We start from the raw sequence: 16840 nt of genomic DNA, 5'->3' as shown, positions 1-16840 counted from the left end.
CGCGACGAGCAGGCCCATGATGGATCGTCAGAAGGGTCCTCCGCCCTTCAGACCGGATCGGCCGGATCGGCCGGATCGGCCGGGTCAGACGGATCGGCCGGATCGAGGGGGGTGCGATGGAGCGCGATCAGCAGACGCCAGCAGTGGGCGGCCAGTTGGGCGGGGGTGCCCGGGAGCTCGCCGTGCACCCAGTCGGCGAGCAGTCCGGTGAAGGTCGCCGCGACGGCGGTGGCGACCAGGGCGGCGTGCGGGGCGCCCGCCAGCTCGCGCTCCCGGCGGCTGTAGGCACGCAGCTCACGGTGCATCAGCTCACCGAGCGGGCCTCCGCCGCCGGGGGTGAGCAGGGTGCGGTAGAGCGGGCCGTGCCCGGCCAGCACGGCCAGGAAGTCCGCCAGGGGCGGCGGGGGCGAGGCCGGGTCGGGCACGCCGCGCCAGGCGTGCAGCGCTTCCACGCCGTCCCGGACGACGTCGGCGCAGGAGTCCACCGCCAGCGACTGCAGGTCGGGGTAGTGCACGTAGAAGGTGGCCCGCCCGACCCCGGCCCGCCGGGCGAGGGCCGCCACCCCCAGCTCCTCCAGCGGACGCTCGGCGCACTCGGCGAGCAGGGCGGCCCGGAGCTTTGCCCTGGTCCGCTCGGCCCTGGGGTCGGGACGACCACTGGGTCCGACGCCCGGGCCGACCACAGCGCCGGTCGCGGTCCGGCCCTCCGCATGCGGATCCGGGCGAGGGCCGGACCGCGCCCCGGGCTGGGCATCGGGCCGAGAGCCGGCCTGATGACCGGCTTGCCGAGCGGGCTGACGGCCGGGCTGGGCACCGGACCGCGGACGAGGGTCGGTCATCCCGCGACCAGCACCGCAGTGAGGGCGAGCGCGCCGGGCAGCGCCTGGGCGACCAGGATGCGGCGGTTGGCGGTGGCGGCACCGTACAGACCGGCCACGACCACGCAGCTGAGGAAGAAGACCTGGACCCGGAAGCCGGTCGGGTCCGCCGCCACCAGACCCCAGACCAGACCGGCGGCGAGGAAGCCGTTGTACAACCCCTGATTGGCCGCCAGCGGCGCAGTGGCCTTGGCCATCGCGGCGTCGAAGCCCGAGAGCCCGCGGCCCGGCGCCCGCTCCCAGAGGAACATCTCCAGCACCAGGATCCACATGTGCAACGCGGCCACCAGACCGACCAGGACGTTCGCGAGGAGGTTCACGTCAGGCTCCCTTTCATGGACGACTGTCCAGCAATTATAGACAGCTGTCCATGAGTGTCCAAAACCGACTGGGTCGCCAAGGGTTCCCCGGGATAGGCTCGACCGCTCCTGGCCCACGCTTCAAAGCTCGTAGGCTGGGCAGGTAGGGACCATGGAACGTCCGGAGGGAGACGCTGGGTGATCGAGCTGGAAGATGTTCCCGAGTTGATCGACCCGGTGATGGTCTGCGCCTTCGAAGGCTGGAACGACGCAGGTGACGCGGCCTCCGCCGCCGTAGGGCACCTCGACTCGACCTGGGGCGGCAAGGTCTTCGCGGCACTGGACGCCGAGGACTACTACGACTTCCAGGTCAACCGACCGACCATCTGGCTGGACGGCGGGGTGCGTCGGATCACCTGGCCGACCACCCGGCTCTCGGTGGTCCGGGTGACGGAGCCGCGCCCGCGCGACCTCGTGCTGGTCCGCGGCATCGAGCCCAGCATGCGCTGGCGCTCGTACTGCAACGAACTGCTCGGCTTCGCCCATGAGTTGGGCGTCGAGCTGGTGGTGATCCTGGGCGCCCTGCTGGGCGACGCCCCGCACAGCCGGCCGGTCCCGGTGAGCGGGGTCACCTCGGACGCCGCGCTGGCCCGCTCGCTCGACCTGGAGGAGAGCCGCTACGAGGGGCCGACCGGCATCGTCGGCGTGCTCCAGGAGGCCTGCGCCCACGCCGGTGTCCCGGCCGTGACGCTCTGGGCAGCAGTGCCGCACTACGTGGCTCAGCCGCCGAACCCGAAGGCCACCCTGGCCCTCATCAACAAGCTGGAGGACCTGCTCGACCTGCGGATCCCGCCGGGCGAGCTGACCGAGGACTCCCGCGCCTGGCAGCTCGGAGTGGACCAGCTGGCTGCGGAGGACAGCGAGGTGGCGGAGTACGTCCAGCAGCTGGAGGAGGCTCAGGACACCGCCGAACTGCCGGAGGCGTCGGGAGACGCCATCGCCCGCGAGTTCGAGCGGTACCTCAGGCGTCGGGACAACCTCGGCCCGACCGGCGAGAAGCCCGTCTCCGGCCACGCCACCGAGCCGAAGAACCCGCAGGACGAGGACCAGTGACGGCCGTCGTCGACCGGCCGTCGTCAACCGGCCGACGCCCAGCGACCGACAGCGACCGCAGGAGCACCGACGCCCGTAGGAGCGCCGACGCCGAGCACGGGCGTTGACGGGACGAGCATCTGACGAAACGACAGGGTCCGCACCACGACGAGAATCTCGAAGCGGTGCGGACCCTGTCCCGTCCGATCCCTAGAGCGCCACGCCCAGCAGGGCGTCCACCGTCCGGGAGACCAGGCCCGGGGCGCCGATGTCGGTACCACCGGTCTCGGCCTGCCGGTCGGCCCAGCGGTCCACGGCGGCCAGTGCCGCCGGAGCGTTCAGGTCGTCGGCGAGTGCGGCACGGACCTCGGCCAGCAGTTCCTCGGCCGACGGGCCGTCAGGCCGGGAGACCGCGGCACGCCAGCGGGCGAGCCGCTCCTGCGCCTGGTCCAGGTCGTCCTGGGTCCACTCCCAGTCGCTGCGGTAGTGGTGGGCCAGCAGCGCGAGCCGGATCGCTGCCGGGTCGACACCCTCCCGGCGCAGGGCCGAGACGAAGACCAGGTTCCCGCGCGACTTGGACATCTTGTGCCCGTCGAGCCCGACCATCCCGGCGTGCACGTACGCCCGGGCGTAGGGGTGCGCACCGCTGGCGACCTGGGCGTGGGAGGCGCCCATCTCGTGGTGCGGGAAGGAGAGGTCGCTGCCGCCACCCTGGATGTCGAAGCCCATGTCCAGGTACTGCAGCGCGATGGCCACGCACTCGATGTGCCAACCGGGCCGGCCGTGGCCGAGCTCGGTGTCCCAGGCGGGCTCGTTCGGGCGGGCCGAGAGCCAGAGCAGGGCGTCCAGCGGGTGCTTCTTGCCCGGGCGCTCCGGGTCACCGCCGCGCTCGGCGAAGACCGGGACCATCTCCTCCCGATCGAGGCCGGAGACCTCGCCGAAGTGCGGGTCGGACTCGACCGAGAAGTAGATGTCGCCGTCCAGCTCGTAGGCCGCACCAGAGGCGAGCAGCTTCTTCACCAGCGGGACGATCCACGGGATCGACTCGACGGCGCCGATGTAGTGGGCCGGGGGGAGCATCCGCAGCGCCGTCATGTCCTCACGGAACAGGGCGGTCTCACGCTCGGCCAGCACCGTCCAGTCCTGACCGGTCGCCACCGCCCGCTCCAGCAGCGGGTCGTCCACGTCGGTGACGTTCTGGACGTACAGGACGTCGTGGCCGGCGTCCTTCCAGACCCGCTGCACCAGGTCGAAGGTGTTGTAGGTGGCGGCGTGGCCGAGGTGGGTGGCGTCGTAGGGGGTGATGCCGCAGACGTACAGCCGGGCGGTCGGCCCCTGCGGGACCACCTCCCGGACACTGTTCGTGGCGGTGTCGTGGATGTGGAGGGGAAGCCCCTGACCAGGCAGGGCGGGAACCTCGGAGGCGGGCCAGGAATGCATGGCTCGACTCTAACCTCGCGATCATTTGAAAGGCTAACCAGTACGCGAGATCGGCCGGATTGCGTTCGCTACCGGTTCGCCCCGCGCCCACCTGGGAGCCTCGTACCATTCCCCGTGCCGGCGCCCCGGGCCGACCCGAGCGCAGGCCTCACACGCGCCGCATACGCACCGGGCGCGCACCGGACGCGCGCTGAACACACCAACCACGCGCGCCGGGTGCACCCCGGACTCGCCCCGGTCTCAGACCGGCGGCCAGGGGATGGACGGCCAGTCGGGCGACGGCTCCGGGTGACGTCCGCCACGCACCAGCGCGGCGACCCGGGCCCGGGTCGCGTCCAGTTCGACGGGCGTGATCAGCGGGCGAAGGCTCTCTCCGAGTGCGCCGTCCAGGGCACCGGCCAACTGGCCGAGCACCTCTGACGCCTCGTCCGGCAGCGGCTCGCCGGCCCAGCCCCAGAGCAGGGTGCGCAGCTTGGCCGGTTCCGCGAAGGTCACGCCGTGGTCGATGCCGTACAGCCGGCCGTCCGGAGCGGTGATCCAGTGGCCGCCCTTCCGGTCGGAGTTGTTCAGCACCGCGTCGAGTACCGCCAGACGGCGCAGCCGCTCGTCGTCGCGGTGCACCAGCAAGGCCGTCCGCCCGCCGCCCACGTCCGCGCGGACGATCGGGAGCCAGCCGGGTTCGGGGCCGGCCGGGTCCTGAAGGTCGATCAGTTCCTCGGCCTCGTCGTCCGGTTCGATCCAGAGCTGCACCGTGCCGGGCCCGGCCTGGCCGTCCCGCATCACCGTGGGCGGCACCAGGCCCCACCCGGTGGCGGCCGAGACCAGGAAGGAGGCCTCTTCCCGCCCGGCCAGCGTGCCGTCGGGGAAGTCCCACAGCGGCCGCTCCCCCGCGACCGGCTTGTAGGCGCAGGGCACGGTCAGGCCGTCCAGGGTGACGGTGCAGTAGAGCACGGCGTTGGAGGCGCTGGTGACCCGGCCGTGCACCTCCAGTTCGCCCGAGCGGAGCAGTTCCAGTGCGGCCTCCGGGTCGGCGGCCAGCGCGGCGCTGACGGCCGGGTCCGCCACCGGTACCTCGATCTGCTCCTCGATCTGCCCCTCGGCCCGGCCCTCCGCCGCAGCCGACTCCGCCATCGACTCGGCAGCCGCGACCGACGCCGACTCCGGCTCCGTCGCCGTCCGATCCGCCTGCGGTCCCGCCCCGCCCGTGCGCTCCACGGTCAGCGCCGGTACCCGTTCGCCCGGGGGCAGAGGTGGCCCTCGGGGTCGAGCGGCAGGTTGCAGAACGGGCAGGGCTTGCGGCCGGCCGCGACCAGGTCGAGTGCGCGCTTGGCGAAGACGCGGGCCATCGCACCGCTGAGCCGGACCCGGAGCATGTCGGGGCCGTTCTCGTCGTCCTCGTCGTCGTAGTACTCGGCCTCCGCCTCGGCGGCGTCCTCCTCGGTCTCGACCACCGCCTGGGCCTCGACCACCAGGCACTCCTCGACGCTGTCCCAGGCCAGCGCCATGGTGCCGACCCGGAACTCCTGCTCCAGCGGGAGGTCGAGCGGCGCCGTGTCGATCAGCTCGGCCGGTGCGGACTGCGGGATGTCCGCGTCGCCCCCGCTGCGCCTCAGGGCCTCGTCGAGCACCTGCTCGACCCGTTCCGCGAGCGCGGCCACCTGGGCCTTCTCCAGCAGTACGGAGGTGATCCGACCCCGCGCGCTGGCCTGGAGGAAGAAGGCCCGGGCCCCGGGCTGGCCGACGGTGCCCGCGACGAACCTCTCGGGCTGGTCATAGAAGTGGACCTGACGGGGCACGTGCTCGCTCCGGGTTCTGGAATCTGGCGCCGTGGCGCCGTGGCGATCTGGGACTGGCCATCTGGGACGTGGCGGGTGTCGCGCTGTGGATCGTGGTCTCACCGGCCACCCTACGGCCTGCGCAGCCCAGTTGGGGCAGGCCGGGTGCCGCTGCGTCAGATGGAGGGGCGTGCGCCGTCACGTCGACGGGCCACCGCCGCCGTCACCCGCCACGCGCCTCCCGCCGCGCCCTTCGCGCCGCACCGTTCCCGCCCCGGCCGTCACGACGCCTAGCGGACTCCGGTGTCCCCGCCGACCACGGCGTCCCCGTTGCCGCCGCCACCGCCTCCGCCCTCGGCCGGGGGTCGCGGCGCGAGCGAGGCCAGACTCCCGGTGTCCCCGACCCGCAGCACGAACGGCCGCTGCGGGGTGTAGCGGATCGCGGTGACCGAGCACGGTTCGACCGAGATCCGCTGGAAGTGGTCCAGGTGCAGGCCGAGCGCGTCCGCCACCACCGCCTTGATCACGTCGCCGTGCGAGCAGGCGACCCAGACCGCGTCCGGCCCGTGCTCGGCCTCGATCTTCTCGTTCCACTCCCGCACGGCGTCCACCGTCCGGTGGCTCAGCTCCCGCAGCGACTCGCCGCCGGGGAACACCGCCGCCGCCGCGTGGTCCTGGACGGTGCGCCAGAGCGGCTCCTTGGCCAGCTCGGCCAGCGGCCGCCCGGTCCAGTCCCCGTAGTGGCACTCGCCGAGTCGCTCGTCCACGGCGGCCGGGCCGAGCTCGGGGCGGCCCCCGAGCAGCGGGGCGAGGGTCTCGGCGCAGCGCTCCAACGGGCTGGAGACGGCCTTGACCAAGGGGATCCCGTCCAGCCGCGCGGCCAGCCCGGCGGCCTGGGCCCGGCCGGTCTCGTCGAGGTGCACGTCGGGCGTCCAACCGGCGAGCACCCCCGCCGTGTTGGCGGTGGAACGGCCGTGGCGGACGAGCAACAGGGTCGGCATGGCGTCAGCGTACGGCCTTCCGGCGGCCCACAGGCTCGGTATGGTGCACTCCTCGGGCCGCAACGGGGCGGCAGGCACCAGAATGGACCGCATGATCGTCGACAGCGCCATATACCGCGCAGGCCGTCGCACCCCGGGCCCCGAGGACCTCTCGGACGCCCTGGCGGCCGCCCGGAAGGCCGGAGACGCTTTCGTCTGGCTCGGCCTGGTGGAGCCCACGACCGGCGAGCTGGACCTGGTCAGCGAGGAGTTCGGCCTCCACCCGCTCGCCGTCGAGGACGCCGTGACGGCCCATCAGCGCCCCAAGCTGGAGCGGTTCCCCGGCTCGGCCTTCATGGTGCTCAAGACCCTCGGCTACCACCCGGACGGGCACACCGTCTCCACCGGCGAGGTGATGCTCTTCCTCGGCGACTGCTACGTGATGACGGTCCGGCACGGCACGGACAGCCCGCTCGCCGGCCTGCGCTCCACGCTGGAGAAGGAGCCCGAGCTGCTCGCACAGGGCCCGGCCGCCGTGCTCTACGCCGTCGCCGACATGGTGGTGGACCAGTACCTGGAGATCACCACCGCGCTCCAGGGCGACCTGGACGACCTGGAGGCCGAGGTGTTCGCGCCCGGCCGCCCGGTCCGCGGGCTGGCCGAGCGGATCTACGCCTTCAAACGGCAGGTGACCGGGGTGCGGAAGGCCACCGTCCCGCTCCAGGAACCGCTGCTGCGCCTGGCCTCGGGCACCGTGGAGTCCGTCCCCGCCAAGCTGCGGCCGTACTTCCGCGACGTGGCCGACCACCTGACCCGGGTCAACGAGCAGGTGGACGCGCTCGACCGGTTGCTCTCCGACATCCTGAACGCCAACCTCGCGCAGGTCAGCGTGCAGCAGAACAACGACATGCGGAAGATCTCGGCCTGGGCGGCGCTGGCCGCCGTGCCGACGATGATCGCGGGCGTGTACGGGATGAACTTCGAGGACATGCCCGAGCTGCGCCAGCCCTGGGGCTACCCGGCGGCGGTCGGGGTGATGGTGACGATCTGTCTGGTCCTGCACCGGGTCTTCAAGCGCAGCGGCTGGCTGTAGCAGCGCCGGAGCCACCTGATCCGCCGAGCCCGCCGGAGCCACCGGGCTCGGCGGACTCGGCGGACTCGGCGGACTCGGTGCGGGACCCCGGGCCGGGTCAGGCGAGTCCGGCGCGCTCCAGGGCCTCGACGCCGGTGCGCAGGGCGGTGATCCGCTCCTCCAGGGTGAAGCCGGCCGGGGCGAGGGTGAGGGTGGTGACGCCCGCGTCGGCGTAGGCCTGCATCCGGTCGGCGATCCGCTCGGTGGTGCCGAGCAGCGCGGTGGAGTCGATCAGGTCGTGCGGGACGGCGGCGGCCGCACCCGCGTAGTCCTTGGCCAGGTACTTCTCCTGGATCTCGTCGGCGGCCTGCTCGTAGCCCATCCGCCGGGCCAGCTGGTTGTAGAAGTTCTTCTCCTTGGAGCCCATGCCGCCGACGTAGAGGGCGGTGTAGGGGCGCTGCACGTCGGCGGCGGCCTTGACGTCCTCGCCGACCGAGATGGCGACGGTCGGGCAGAGGTCGAAGCCCTCCAGGGTCTGCCCGGCCTTGGCCCGGCCGGCCTTGAGCGGGTCGAGGGAGAGTGCGGCGTGCTCGGGGGCGAAGAAGATGCCGAGCCAGCCGTCGGCGATCTCGCCGGTCTGCTCCAGGTTCTTCGGGCCGATCGCGGCGATGTAGAGCGGGATGTGCTCGCGGACCGGATGCACCGTCAGCTTGAGCGGCTTGCCCGGGCCGCCGGGCAGCGGCAGGGTCCAGTGGGCGCCCTCGTGGCTGAGCCGCTCGCGGGACATCGCCTTGCGGATGATCTCCACGTACTCGCGGGTGCGGGCCAGCGGCTTGTCGAACTTGACGCCGTACCAGCCCTCGGAGACCTGCGGGCCGGAGACGCCGAGACCGAGCCGGAAGCGGCCGCCCGACAGGGTGTCCAGGGTGGCCGCGGTCATGGCGGTCATCGCGGGGGTCCGGGCCGGGATCTGGAAGATGGCGGAGCCGACGTCGATCCGCTCGGTCTTGGCGGCCACGTAGGAGAGCACGGTGGCGGCGTCCGACCCGTACGCCTCGGCCGCCCAGCAGACCGAGTAGCCGAGCCGGTCGGCCTCCTGGGCGACGGCGATGTTGTCGGCGTCCATGCCGAGGCCCCAGTAGCCGAGATTGATGCCGAGTCGCATGGGATGGCCCTCCGGAGGGGTGTCAGGGGGTACGGGGTACGGGGGTGCGTGGTGGCCCGGCCGCCCGACGGCGAGCCGCTGGACGGAGCGTAGCCGGTCAAGCTACCCACCGGTAGGTACCCGCACGTGTCGCCCTTCGGGTCCGCGCGTGTCGCCCGACAGGTCCGCGCGTGTCGCCCGGGAACACACGCGTGTCGCGCTCCCGGCACGTCGGCGCGGCGGCCCGGGCCAGGGCCGCTACGCTCGGCCGACGGGGGAGGCACCTTCCCCCACCTGCGCCGATGTCGCCGCCGACGTCACCCGGGCGCGGGTCAGCCGACGGAGGGTCTGCCCGATGGAACAGCGTCACCTCGGCCGGACCGGCCTGCGGGTCTCCCGGCTCGGCCTGGGCACCATGACCTGGGGCCGGGACACCGACGAGCACGAGGCCGCCGAGCAGCTCAAGACCTTCGTCGACGCCGGCGGCACCCTCGTCGACACCGCCGACGTGTACGCCGACGGCGGCGCCGAGTACCTGATCTCCCGGCTGACGGACGGTCTGGTCCCGCGCTCGGACCTGGTGATCGCCACCAAGGCCGGCAGCACCCCCGACTCCGACCGGCGCTTCGACACCTCCCGCGGCGGCCTGCTGTCCGCCCTCGACGCCTCGCTGCGCCGCCTGGGCACCGACTACGTGGACCTGTGGCAGGTGCACGCCTTCGACCCCGGCACCCCCACCGAGGAGACCCTGCACGCCCTCGACCTGGCCGTCTCCTCCGGCCGGGCGCGCTACGTCGGGCTCTCCAACCACAGCGGCTGGCAGCTGGCCAAGGCCGCCACCTGGCAGCGCGCCCACCCCGGCCGGGTCCCGCTGGCCTCCACCCAGATGGAGTACTCGCTGCTCCAGCGCGGCATCGAGCGCGAGGTGCTGCCCGCCGCCCTGGACGCGGGGCTCGGGGTGATCGCCTCCTCCCCGCTCGGTCGCGGCGTGCTCACCGGGAAGTACCGGCACGGCGTGCCGCCCGAGTCGCGCGGGGCCTCGCCCCACCTGTCGGGCTTCGTGCAGCCGTACCTCGGCGAGCGGTCGCGCCGGATCGTGGACGCCCTCGCCACCGCCGCCGACGGTCTGGCCAGCAGCCCGCTCGCGGTGGCCCTCGCCTGGGCCCGGGACCGGCCCGGCGTGGCGAGCGCGCTGGTCGGCGCCCGGACCGCCGGACAGCTGGCGGCGGCCCTGTCGGTGGAGGCGCTTACGCTACCGGGTGAGATCCGCGGTGCGCTGGACGACGTCTCGGCCCCGGTGCACCGCTACCCGGACCAGGGCTGGACGGAGCTGTAGGAGCGAAGTGGTGGGCGACGTGGAGGAAGCGGAGAACGTGGCCGAGGGCGCTCCGGACCAGGGACGTGGGCAGGCACCCGAGCAGGCACCCCGAGGAGCGTCCGAGCGGGAGCCCGAGCGGGCGTCCGAGCCGGGAGCTGCGGGTGCCGCGGGAGCTGACGGTACGACAGCGGCCGGGCCGGCGACGGCGGCCACCGTGGCCGCGCTGGCCGAGGCGATCCGTACGGTCGGCGGCACGGTCGGCGGCGGCTCCGGCCCCGCCACCGCCTCCTCCGCGCCGGGCGGGGCCACCGCCCCGGCCCCCGGCGCGGTGGACGGGCAGCGCGAGCAGGCGCTGCGGGAGGCCGCCGAGGTGCTGACGGCCGGGGGCGCCCCGGCCGACTTCGCCCCGGCCGCCGTGGCGGCGCTCGGCGAGGGCGCGGCCGGCCTGCTGCGGGAGGACCCGTGGGCGGTGCTCGCCCTCCCCGGTGTCCGGCCCGACCAGGCGGACGGCTTCGCCCGGGGCCTGCTCGGCCCGGCGGCCGGGCCCGGCGACCCGCGCCGTGCCCAGGCACTGGTGCCCTGGCTGCTGGAGCAGGCCGCGCTGCGCGGCGACTCGGCGGCGGAGATCGGCGAGGTGGCCTCGGGGCTGGAGCGGCTCGGCCTGCCGGACGCGGCCGCCGCGCTCCAGGAGGTCGTGGTGGACGGCCGGGTGATGGCCTTTCAGGAGGAGCTGCCCGGCCACCGCCCGTCCGGCGACGAGGACGACGAGCCCCCGATGCGGACGCTGCTCGCACTGGAGCGGCTGGCCCTCGCCGAGGAGAGCCTCGCGGACGGTCTCGTACGGGTGATGTCCACCTTCGTGCCCGGCACCGACGAGGAGTACGAGGCGGCCCGGGCCACCGAGCCCGCCCCGGACGCGGCGGCGGCCGACGACGGCTCGGAGGACGACGCGCCCTCCACCTCCGAGGACGCAACCGACGCGACCGACTCGACCGACGGAATCGACCGCACCACCGACAGCGGCACCGACGACGCGGCGAACACCGGGGTCGCACCGGACGCCGGAGCCGCGGTGGCCGAGCCCGCTGACGCCCCGTCGGCTCCCGTGCAGCCCGGCCCTGCCGCCTGGGAGGCGGCCGCCGTCGCCGCGCCGTCCTCCTCCGCCACCGCCCTGATCCGTGCCGTCGCCGAGCACCCCGTGGTGCTGCACACCGGCGGCGAGGCCGCCCGCGCGGAGCCCGCCGCGCTGCTCACCGCCGCCCTCGGGCTGGGCCTCCGGGCCTGGGCCGCGACGTGGACGGCCGAGGGCCGGGACGCCCTGCGGGCGCGGAGCGGGGCCGCCGAGGTCGCCGTGCTCGGCGAGCTGCTGGCCGGTGCCGAGGGCCCGGCCCGGGCCTCGGACGGTTCGCTCGCCCTGGACCTGCTGATCGTGCTGGACGCCCCGCTGGTCGACGTCGAGCTGGCCGCCACCCTGCTGGAGGCGCTGGCCGACTCCACCCGGCTGGTGCTCAGCGGGGACCCGGGGCAGCTCTGGTCGGCCGGCCCCGGCCGGTTCTTCGCCGACCTGCTGGCCGCCAAGACCTGCCCGGCGGTCGCCTCCCGGACACCGGACTTCGGCCCGATCGGCGAGCTGGTCTCCTCCATCGGCATCGGCGAGCTCCAGCCCGTCGACGCACCGGAGAAGGAGGTGGTGATCCTCACCGCCAAGGACGGCGGCGAGGCGGTGCACCGCGCGGTGCAGCTGCTCACCGACTCCATCCCGCGCGCCCTCGGCATCCCGGCCGAGCAGGTGGTGCTGCTGACGCCCGGTCACGGCGGCGCGGCCGGCACCCGGGCGCTGAACGCGGCGGCCAAGGCCCGGCTCAACCCCGGCCCCGGCCGGTTCGGCGGCTTCGACCCGGGCGACCGGGTGGTGCACTCCCCCGCCCCGGGCGTGGCCCGGCTCGGCCGCGTGCTGGACGGCGACGCCGCCGGGCTGCACCTGGAGCTGGCCGGCGGCACCCGGCTCACCCTGCCGCCCGCGAAGGTCTCCGAGCTGCGCCACGGCTGGGCCCTGACGGGGCATCAGGCGGTCGGCCGTCGCTGGCCCGGCGTGGTCGCCGTGCTCCCGGAGGACGCCGCGGCCGGGCTGACCAGGCAGTGGGCCTACACCGTCTTCGGCCGCGCCGAGCGCCACCTCTCCGTGGTGCACGCGGCCGGCCCCGCGCTGGCCCAGGCCGTCGCCGAGCGCCCGGCCCGTCCGCGCACCACCCGCCTGCGGTCGATCCTGGCGGAGCAGGCCGAGCAGGCGTACTGAGCGCACTGAGCCGCGCCACGAGCGACGGCGCAGAGTCGTCGAGCGACAGCACGGAGGCGCGAGCCACGAGCTACGGGACACGACGGAGGGGCGGGCCCACCGGGCCCGCCCCTCCACGCCGTACGGAGCCGTGCGGAGCCGCACACCCCGCCGCCGGCTACTCCTCCTCGTCCAATCCGTCCAGGTCGTCGTCGTAGACCTCGCTGACGTCGAACCGGCAGATCAGCAGCTGCGGGTCGGCACCGTCGAACGGCTCCGGGAGCCACTCGCCCGGGTCGGAGGGCTCGGCAGCCGCCACCCAGAGGGTGGAGTCCCCCTCCTCCAGGCCGAACTCCTCGCAGCGGGCCGCGATCTCGTCCGGTTCGTACTCGCCGAACAGCACGCCGATGGCCGCGTTCACGCCGCTGCCGTCCTGGCCGCCGCCGGGCACCAGCGAGCTGTCCACCCGCTCGGCCTGGGCCCGCAGCCGCTTGGCGTCGGTGATCAGGTAGTCCCGTCGGATCAGCACGCTGATCGCCTCGGGCTGGTCCGGACCGGTGTAGCCACCGCTGCCCTCGTCGCCCGGCACTTCGAACGGGGTGACCTCGTCGTAGGCCTCGTAAAGGATCTGGTCGTAGGCGATGGCCGCCGCGGCGAGCTCCTCGTAAGCGGCGACCACACCGGGATCACCCGCTTCGGAGTGGCCGGTGACCGCCGCCAGGTGGCGGTCGATGGCGGACTTGACCGCCTCGGCGGCGGCCCGTACCTCGGCGATGGTGAGCTGCGCGGCATCAGACATGGTGCTGACGCTATCTCCCCGGAGCCTCGACACGCACAGGGGTTGTCGTCTACTTCCGGGAATTCACCGCAACTTCCGCCCGGATGTCCGGTCCGGACGGTTCTGTACCCCGCCCCGACCGGCAGAACGACTGCCGCACCGACCGCCGAGCCGACCGCCGCACCGACCGCCGGAGCGACCGCCGAGCCGACCGCCCACCCTCCCGCCGCGCCGCGCATCGGCCCCGGCCGGGGTGGGTATCCCTTCCTCGGTACGAAAACTGATTGACTGTCAGCCCCGGAGCACCGAGGCTCACCTGACGGATCGGGCGGGGCCGGGGCGCCGCCCGGCCCAGGCCGTCACAGGCAGGTCGTACCCTTGCCTGCATGCGTCGTCCCGCAGGAGGAGAGTCTTGACCCCACCCAAGCTGGTCCGGCAGCCCGAGTACGAGTACCAGTCGCTGCGCATGCCCCGCGGCACCACCCGCAACGCGGCCCGGCAGCTGCTGACCGAGCACGCCGAGTACGGGCACTGGGAGCTGGACAGGCTGAAGCTCTTCCCCGACGGCAGCCGCACCGTGCTGCTGCGCCGACGGATCATCCGTCAGGTCCGCAGCTGGTGACCGTCGGCTGAGACCACCCGGGCCGTCGCCCGGGGCCCTGCGAACGAACGCCGGAGGGGCGTGGCACCGGGTGTGCCACGCCCCTCCGGCGTTCCGCCGGGACGCGTCAGCGCGCGCCCGCCCGCGAGCGGCGGTAGAGCACGCCGCCGCCGAGCAGCAGGGCCGCCCCGGTGGCGGTGATCAGCTGCAGGCCGTCCGAACCGGTCTGCGCCAGCTGGGCCCGGGCCGGGGCCGCCACCGCGGCCGGGGAGGCGGTGCGGGCGGCGGCCGGGGCCGGGGCCGGCGGCGGGGTCTCGGTGAAGGAGACGGGCTGACCGGTCACCACGGTGCCGGGGAGCTCGCCACCGGGGAGACCGCCGCGGCCGTTGCCGTGGCCGCCGGTGCTGCTGCTCGGCGGGACGGTGCCGGGGGGCTGGCTGGAGGCGGGCGGCGGCGGGTTGTGGGTGCCGTGCTCGTCGCAGTCCTCGTCCGGGACGTGGTGCGGCGGGGCGGGCGGGGTGGCGACGTTGGCGCAGTCGTTGCCGAAGGCGGGGTTGGCGATCCCGACCACGTCCACCGAGTTGCCGCAGGCGTTCACGGGGATGGAGACGGGGGCGTGGATGCTGTTCCCCGAGGCGACGCCGGGCGAGTTGGCGGTGGTGCTCCCGGCCTGCGCGCCGCCGCTCTTGGTGGACGGGCCGTCGTGGTGCGGGCCGCCGCCGTGCCGGGAGCCGCCGGAGGCGTTGGCGCAGTCGTTGCCCATCGCCGGGTTGAGCAGGCCCACCACGCTCACGGTGTTCCCGCAGGCGTTGACGGGGATGTCCACGGGCGCCTGGAGGCTGTTCCCGGAGCCGACGCCGGGCGAGTTGGTGGTGACTCCCTGGGCATCCGCGCCGGCGTAGGCGTAACCGGAGGCCGAGGCCAGCACGCTGCCCGTGGCGACCACCGTGAAGATGCCCTTCTTAGCGACCTGACGCATGTACTCCCCTGAGTGGTGTGTGATTGTCGGAATTCCCGATGCGGTCTTCGCCGGTACACCGAACAACGAGCCCGGCGGTCCCGCGGTTGACCCGAACGGACCTCTTCACCCCATCGAGTGAGCGGCCCTCGCACACGCGGACGGGCCCCCCACGAAGTCGCGGAGGGCCCGTCCGGGGTCAACCCCTTCTCAACCGGGTGCCCGGCCTGGCGGCCGGGATCCGATCAGAAGTTGGCGCAGTTGTTGCCGAACGCCGGGTTCAGCACGCCGATGACGCTGACGGTGTTGCCGCACAGGTTGACCGGCACGTGCACCGGAACCTGGACGCTGTTGCCCGACAGCACACCCGGGGAGTTGGTCGCGAAACCGTTCGCGGCCGCGCCGCCGTGAGCGACGGCGGCACCCGCACCGGCGAGCACCAGACCACCGGTGGCGGCGGCAACGGCGACGATCTTCTTGACCTTCATGGGTCTTTCCTCCTGGTCGATTCCTGTACTCCGCAGTCCGTCTCCCGGCCTGCAAATGGGTGAACGGCGCATGGGCCGAACGGGGTACGGGAGGGATCATGCATTCACCCGCAGCGGTGACAACTCGCACAGAAGGACGCCCAGTTGACTCCTCGAAGAATCCTTTCTTCACCCCCGGACATCGTCATCCCCTCCGACAAACGGAGGGCCCGCCTCCGGAGTGATCCGGAGGCGGGCCCTCAGAGGTGCCGGACGCTCAGCAGGCGTCGATGAAGCGGTCCAGCACCCGGACGCCGAACTTCAGGCCGTCCACCGGCACCCGCTCGTCCACGCCGTGGAACATCCCCGCGAAGTCCATGTCCGGCGGCAGCTGGAGCGGCGCGAAGCCGAAGCAGCGGATCCCCAGGTCCTGGAAGGACTTGGCGTCCGTCCCGCCGGAGAGGCAGTACGGCACCGCCCGGGCGATCGGGTCCTCGGCCTGCAGCGCGGTCTGCATCGCCTCGACCAGGGCGCCGTCGAAGCTGGTCTCCAGCGCCTTGTCGTAGTGCAGGCTCTCGCGCTTCACCCGGGGGCCGAGCACGCTGTCCAGCTCGGCCAGGAACTCCTCCTCGTAGCCGGGCAGGAAGCGGCCGTCCACGTGCGCGGTGGCCTGGCCGGGGATGACGTTCACCTTGTAGCCGGCGTTCAGCATGGTCGGCTGGGCGGTGTTGCGCAGCGTGGTGCCGATCATCTTGGCGATGCCGCCGAGCACCCGGAGCGTCTCGTCCATGTTCTCCGGGTCGAGCTTCACGCCCAGCGCGTCGGAGAGCTCGTCCAGGAAGGCCCGGACGGTCTTGGTGATCCGCAGCGGGAACTTGTGCCGGCCCAGCCGGGCCACCGCCTCGCACAGCTCGGTGATCGCGTTGTCGTCGTTCTCCATCGAGCCGTGCCCGGCCCGGCCCTCGACGGTGAGCCGCATCCAGTGCATGCCCTTCTCCGCCGTCTCCACCAGGTACAGCCGCACCTGGTCGTTGACGGTGAAGGAGAAGCCGCCGACCTCGCCGATCCCCTCGGTCACGCCCTCGAACAGCTCCGGGTGCTTGTCCACCAGGAACCGCGCGCCGTAGGTGCCGCCCGCCTCCTCGTCCGCCAGGAAGGCCAGCACGATGTCGCGCGGGGGCTTGCGCCCGGTCCGCAGCCGGTCGCGGACGACCGCCAGGGTCATCGCGTCCATGTCCTTCATGTCCACCGCGCCGCGGCCCCAGACGCAGCCGTCCGCGATCTCCCCGGAGAAGGGGTGGTGGGTCCAGTCGGCCGCGTTGGCCGGCACCACGTCGGTGTGACCGTGGATCAGCAGCCCGGGGCGGGACGGGTCCTCGCCCTCGATCCGCACCACGGTGGACGCCCGGCCCTTGGCCGACTCGTAGATCTTCGGCTCCAGGCCGAACTCGGCGAGCTGCTCCGCGACGTACTCCGCCGCCTTGCGCTCCCCCGGCCCCGACCCGTCCCCGTAGTTGCTGGTGTCGATCCGGATCAGGTCCCGGCAGATGTCCGCGACCTCCGACTCCCCGGTCACCTTCGACCCCGTCCGCGCCTCGCTCACGGTCTCTCCTCGTCGTCTCGCCCACCCGGCCGGCCGGCACGCCGCACCATCCGGCCATCCTCCCCCAGGCACCGCTCCGCCCCAAGAGCATTCCCCCGGATCGAAGCCCCGCGAGCCCCGTCAGGCACGGTTTTGGGTCCTGAAGCTGATCTTTGCTACA

16 protein-coding genes are annotated in these 16840 nt (G+C 73.7%); 5 read left to right on the top strand and 11 right to left on the bottom strand.

Going from position 1 to position 16840, the window contains the following annotated elements:
- Window positions 1–47: 47 nt before the first annotated feature.
- Both ACWCYY_RS02015 and ACWCYY_RS02010 read right to left on the bottom strand, forming a co-directional pair.
- Complete coding sequence (locus ACWCYY_RS02015; protein WP_449794804.1) at window positions 48–683, bottom strand: TetR/AcrR family transcriptional regulator; 636 nt, start codon at window positions 681–683, stop codon at window positions 48–50.
- Between the two features lie 152 nt (window positions 684–835).
- Window positions 836–1198, bottom strand: coding sequence for a DUF1304 domain-containing protein (locus tag ACWCYY_RS02010; protein ID WP_345289801.1), 363 nt, complete (start codon window positions 1196–1198; stop codon window positions 836–838).
- A gap of 177 nt (window positions 1199–1375) precedes the next feature.
- On the opposite strand from ACWCYY_RS02010, the gene ACWCYY_RS02005 reads away from it, so the two are divergent.
- Window positions 1376–2290, top strand: a complete 915-nt coding sequence (locus ACWCYY_RS02005) for a PAC2 family protein (RefSeq protein WP_345289802.1) — start codon at window positions 1376–1378, stop codon at window positions 2288–2290.
- Between the two features lie 189 nt (window positions 2291–2479).
- Here ACWCYY_RS02005 and mshC read toward each other — a convergent pair whose 3' ends face one another.
- From mshC to ACWCYY_RS01985, 4 genes are all read right to left on the bottom strand, one after another.
- On the bottom strand, window positions 2480–3709 hold the full coding sequence (mshC, locus tag ACWCYY_RS02000; RefSeq protein ID WP_345289803.1) for a cysteine--1-D-myo-inosityl 2-amino-2-deoxy-alpha-D-glucopyranoside ligase: 1230 nt from the start codon (window positions 3707–3709) through the stop codon (window positions 2480–2482).
- Between the two features lie 240 nt (window positions 3710–3949).
- The gene (locus ACWCYY_RS01995; protein ID WP_449794845.1) at window positions 3950–4747 is read right to left on the bottom strand and encodes an SCO1664 family protein; all 798 of its coding nucleotides are present in this window, start codon (window positions 4745–4747) and stop codon (window positions 3950–3952) included.
- Window positions 4748–4926: 179 nt separating this feature from the next.
- Window positions 4927–5505 (bottom strand): DUF3090 family protein, encoded by a 579-nt coding sequence (locus ACWCYY_RS01990; RefSeq protein ID WP_345289804.1) that lies wholly within the window; start codon window positions 5503–5505, stop codon window positions 4927–4929.
- Window positions 5506–5774: 269 nt separating this feature from the next.
- Window positions 5775–6485 (bottom strand): histidine phosphatase family protein, encoded by a 711-nt coding sequence (locus tag ACWCYY_RS01985; RefSeq protein ID WP_449794803.1) that lies wholly within the window; start codon window positions 6483–6485, stop codon window positions 5775–5777.
- A 91-nt stretch (window positions 6486–6576) separates the two neighbouring features.
- On the opposite strand from ACWCYY_RS01985, the gene ACWCYY_RS01980 reads away from it, so the two are divergent.
- Complete coding sequence (locus ACWCYY_RS01980) at window positions 6577–7557, top strand: magnesium and cobalt transport protein CorA (protein ID WP_345289807.1); 981 nt, start codon at window positions 6577–6579, stop codon at window positions 7555–7557.
- Between the two features lie 97 nt (window positions 7558–7654).
- Here the strand turns inward: ACWCYY_RS01980 and ACWCYY_RS01975 are convergent, their stop codons facing one another.
- Entirely contained in the window at window positions 7655–8701 is a 1047-nt protein-coding gene (locus ACWCYY_RS01975; protein WP_449794802.1) for an LLM class F420-dependent oxidoreductase, read from the bottom strand.
- A 334-nt stretch (window positions 8702–9035) separates the two neighbouring features.
- On the opposite strand from ACWCYY_RS01975, the gene ACWCYY_RS01970 reads away from it, so the two are divergent.
- Window positions 9036–10016, top strand: coding sequence for an aldo/keto reductase (locus tag ACWCYY_RS01970; protein ID WP_345289822.1), 981 nt, complete (start codon window positions 9036–9038; stop codon window positions 10014–10016).
- Window positions 10017–10026: 10 nt separating this feature from the next.
- Entirely contained in the window at window positions 10027–12294 is a 2268-nt protein-coding gene (locus tag ACWCYY_RS01965) for a helix-hairpin-helix domain-containing protein (RefSeq protein ID WP_449794801.1), read from the top strand.
- A gap of 157 nt (window positions 12295–12451) precedes the next feature.
- Here ACWCYY_RS01965 and ACWCYY_RS01960 read toward each other — a convergent pair whose 3' ends face one another.
- Window positions 12452–13072 carry a hypothetical protein gene (locus tag ACWCYY_RS01960; protein ID WP_380150371.1) on the bottom strand — a complete coding sequence of 207 codons (621 nt, stop codon included), beginning with the start codon at window positions 13070–13072 and terminating at the stop codon, window positions 12452–12454.
- Between the two features lie 391 nt (window positions 13073–13463).
- Between ACWCYY_RS01960 and ACWCYY_RS01955 the strand changes: the two genes are divergently transcribed.
- Window positions 13464–13673, top strand: a complete 210-nt coding sequence (locus tag ACWCYY_RS01955) for a DUF5703 family protein (protein WP_380150372.1) — start codon at window positions 13464–13466, stop codon at window positions 13671–13673.
- 106 nt (window positions 13674–13779) lie between these two features.
- Here ACWCYY_RS01955 and ACWCYY_RS01950 read toward each other — a convergent pair whose 3' ends face one another.
- From ACWCYY_RS01950 to ACWCYY_RS01940, 3 genes are all read right to left on the bottom strand, one after another.
- Window positions 13780–14631, bottom strand: coding sequence for a chaplin family protein (locus ACWCYY_RS01950; RefSeq protein WP_380150373.1), 852 nt, complete (start codon window positions 14629–14631; stop codon window positions 13780–13782).
- A gap of 224 nt (window positions 14632–14855) precedes the next feature.
- Entirely contained in the window at window positions 14856–15098 is a 243-nt protein-coding gene (locus ACWCYY_RS01945; RefSeq protein ID WP_380150374.1) for a chaplin, read from the bottom strand.
- 256 nt (window positions 15099–15354) lie between these two features.
- Window positions 15355–16680, bottom strand: coding sequence for a M20/M25/M40 family metallo-hydrolase (locus tag ACWCYY_RS01940; protein ID WP_380150375.1), 1326 nt, complete (start codon window positions 16678–16680; stop codon window positions 15355–15357).
- Between the last annotated feature and the right edge of the window lie 160 nt (window positions 16681–16840).

Source organism: Kitasatospora sp. NPDC001664, from assembly GCF_053596675.1.
Note: the sequence above shows the minus strand (reverse complement) of the source record. Positions and strands in the feature narration are given on the sequence as shown.

Bases quoted from the DNA above. Each gene is read 5' to 3' on its own strand.
- ACWCYY_RS01980 (WP_345289807.1), top strand. From the start codon at position 6,577: ATGATCGTCGACAGCGCCATATACCGCGCAGGCCGTCGCACCCCGGGC.
- ACWCYY_RS01970 (WP_345289822.1), top strand. From the start codon at position 9,036: ATGGAACAGCGTCACCTCGGCCGGACCGGCCTGCGGGTCTCCCGGCTC.
- ACWCYY_RS01950 (WP_380150373.1), bottom strand. From the start codon at position 14,631: ATGCGTCAGGTCGCTAAGAAGGGCATCTTCACGGTGGTCGCCACGGGC.
- ACWCYY_RS01960 (WP_380150371.1), bottom strand. From the start codon at position 13,072: ATGTCTGATGCCGCGCAGCTCACCATCGCCGAGGTACGGGCCGCCGCC.
- ACWCYY_RS01985 (WP_449794803.1), bottom strand. From the start codon at position 6,485: ATGCCGACCCTGTTGCTCGTCCGCCACGGCCGTTCCACCGCCAACACG.
- ACWCYY_RS01975 (WP_449794802.1), bottom strand. From the start codon at position 8,701: ATGCGACTCGGCATCAATCTCGGCTACTGGGGCCTCGGCATGGACGCC.
- ACWCYY_RS01945 (WP_380150374.1), bottom strand. From the start codon at position 15,098: ATGAAGGTCAAGAAGATCGTCGCCGTTGCCGCCGCCACCGGTGGTCTG.
- mshC (WP_345289803.1), bottom strand. From the start codon at position 3,709: ATGCATTCCTGGCCCGCCTCCGAGGTTCCCGCCCTGCCTGGTCAGGGG.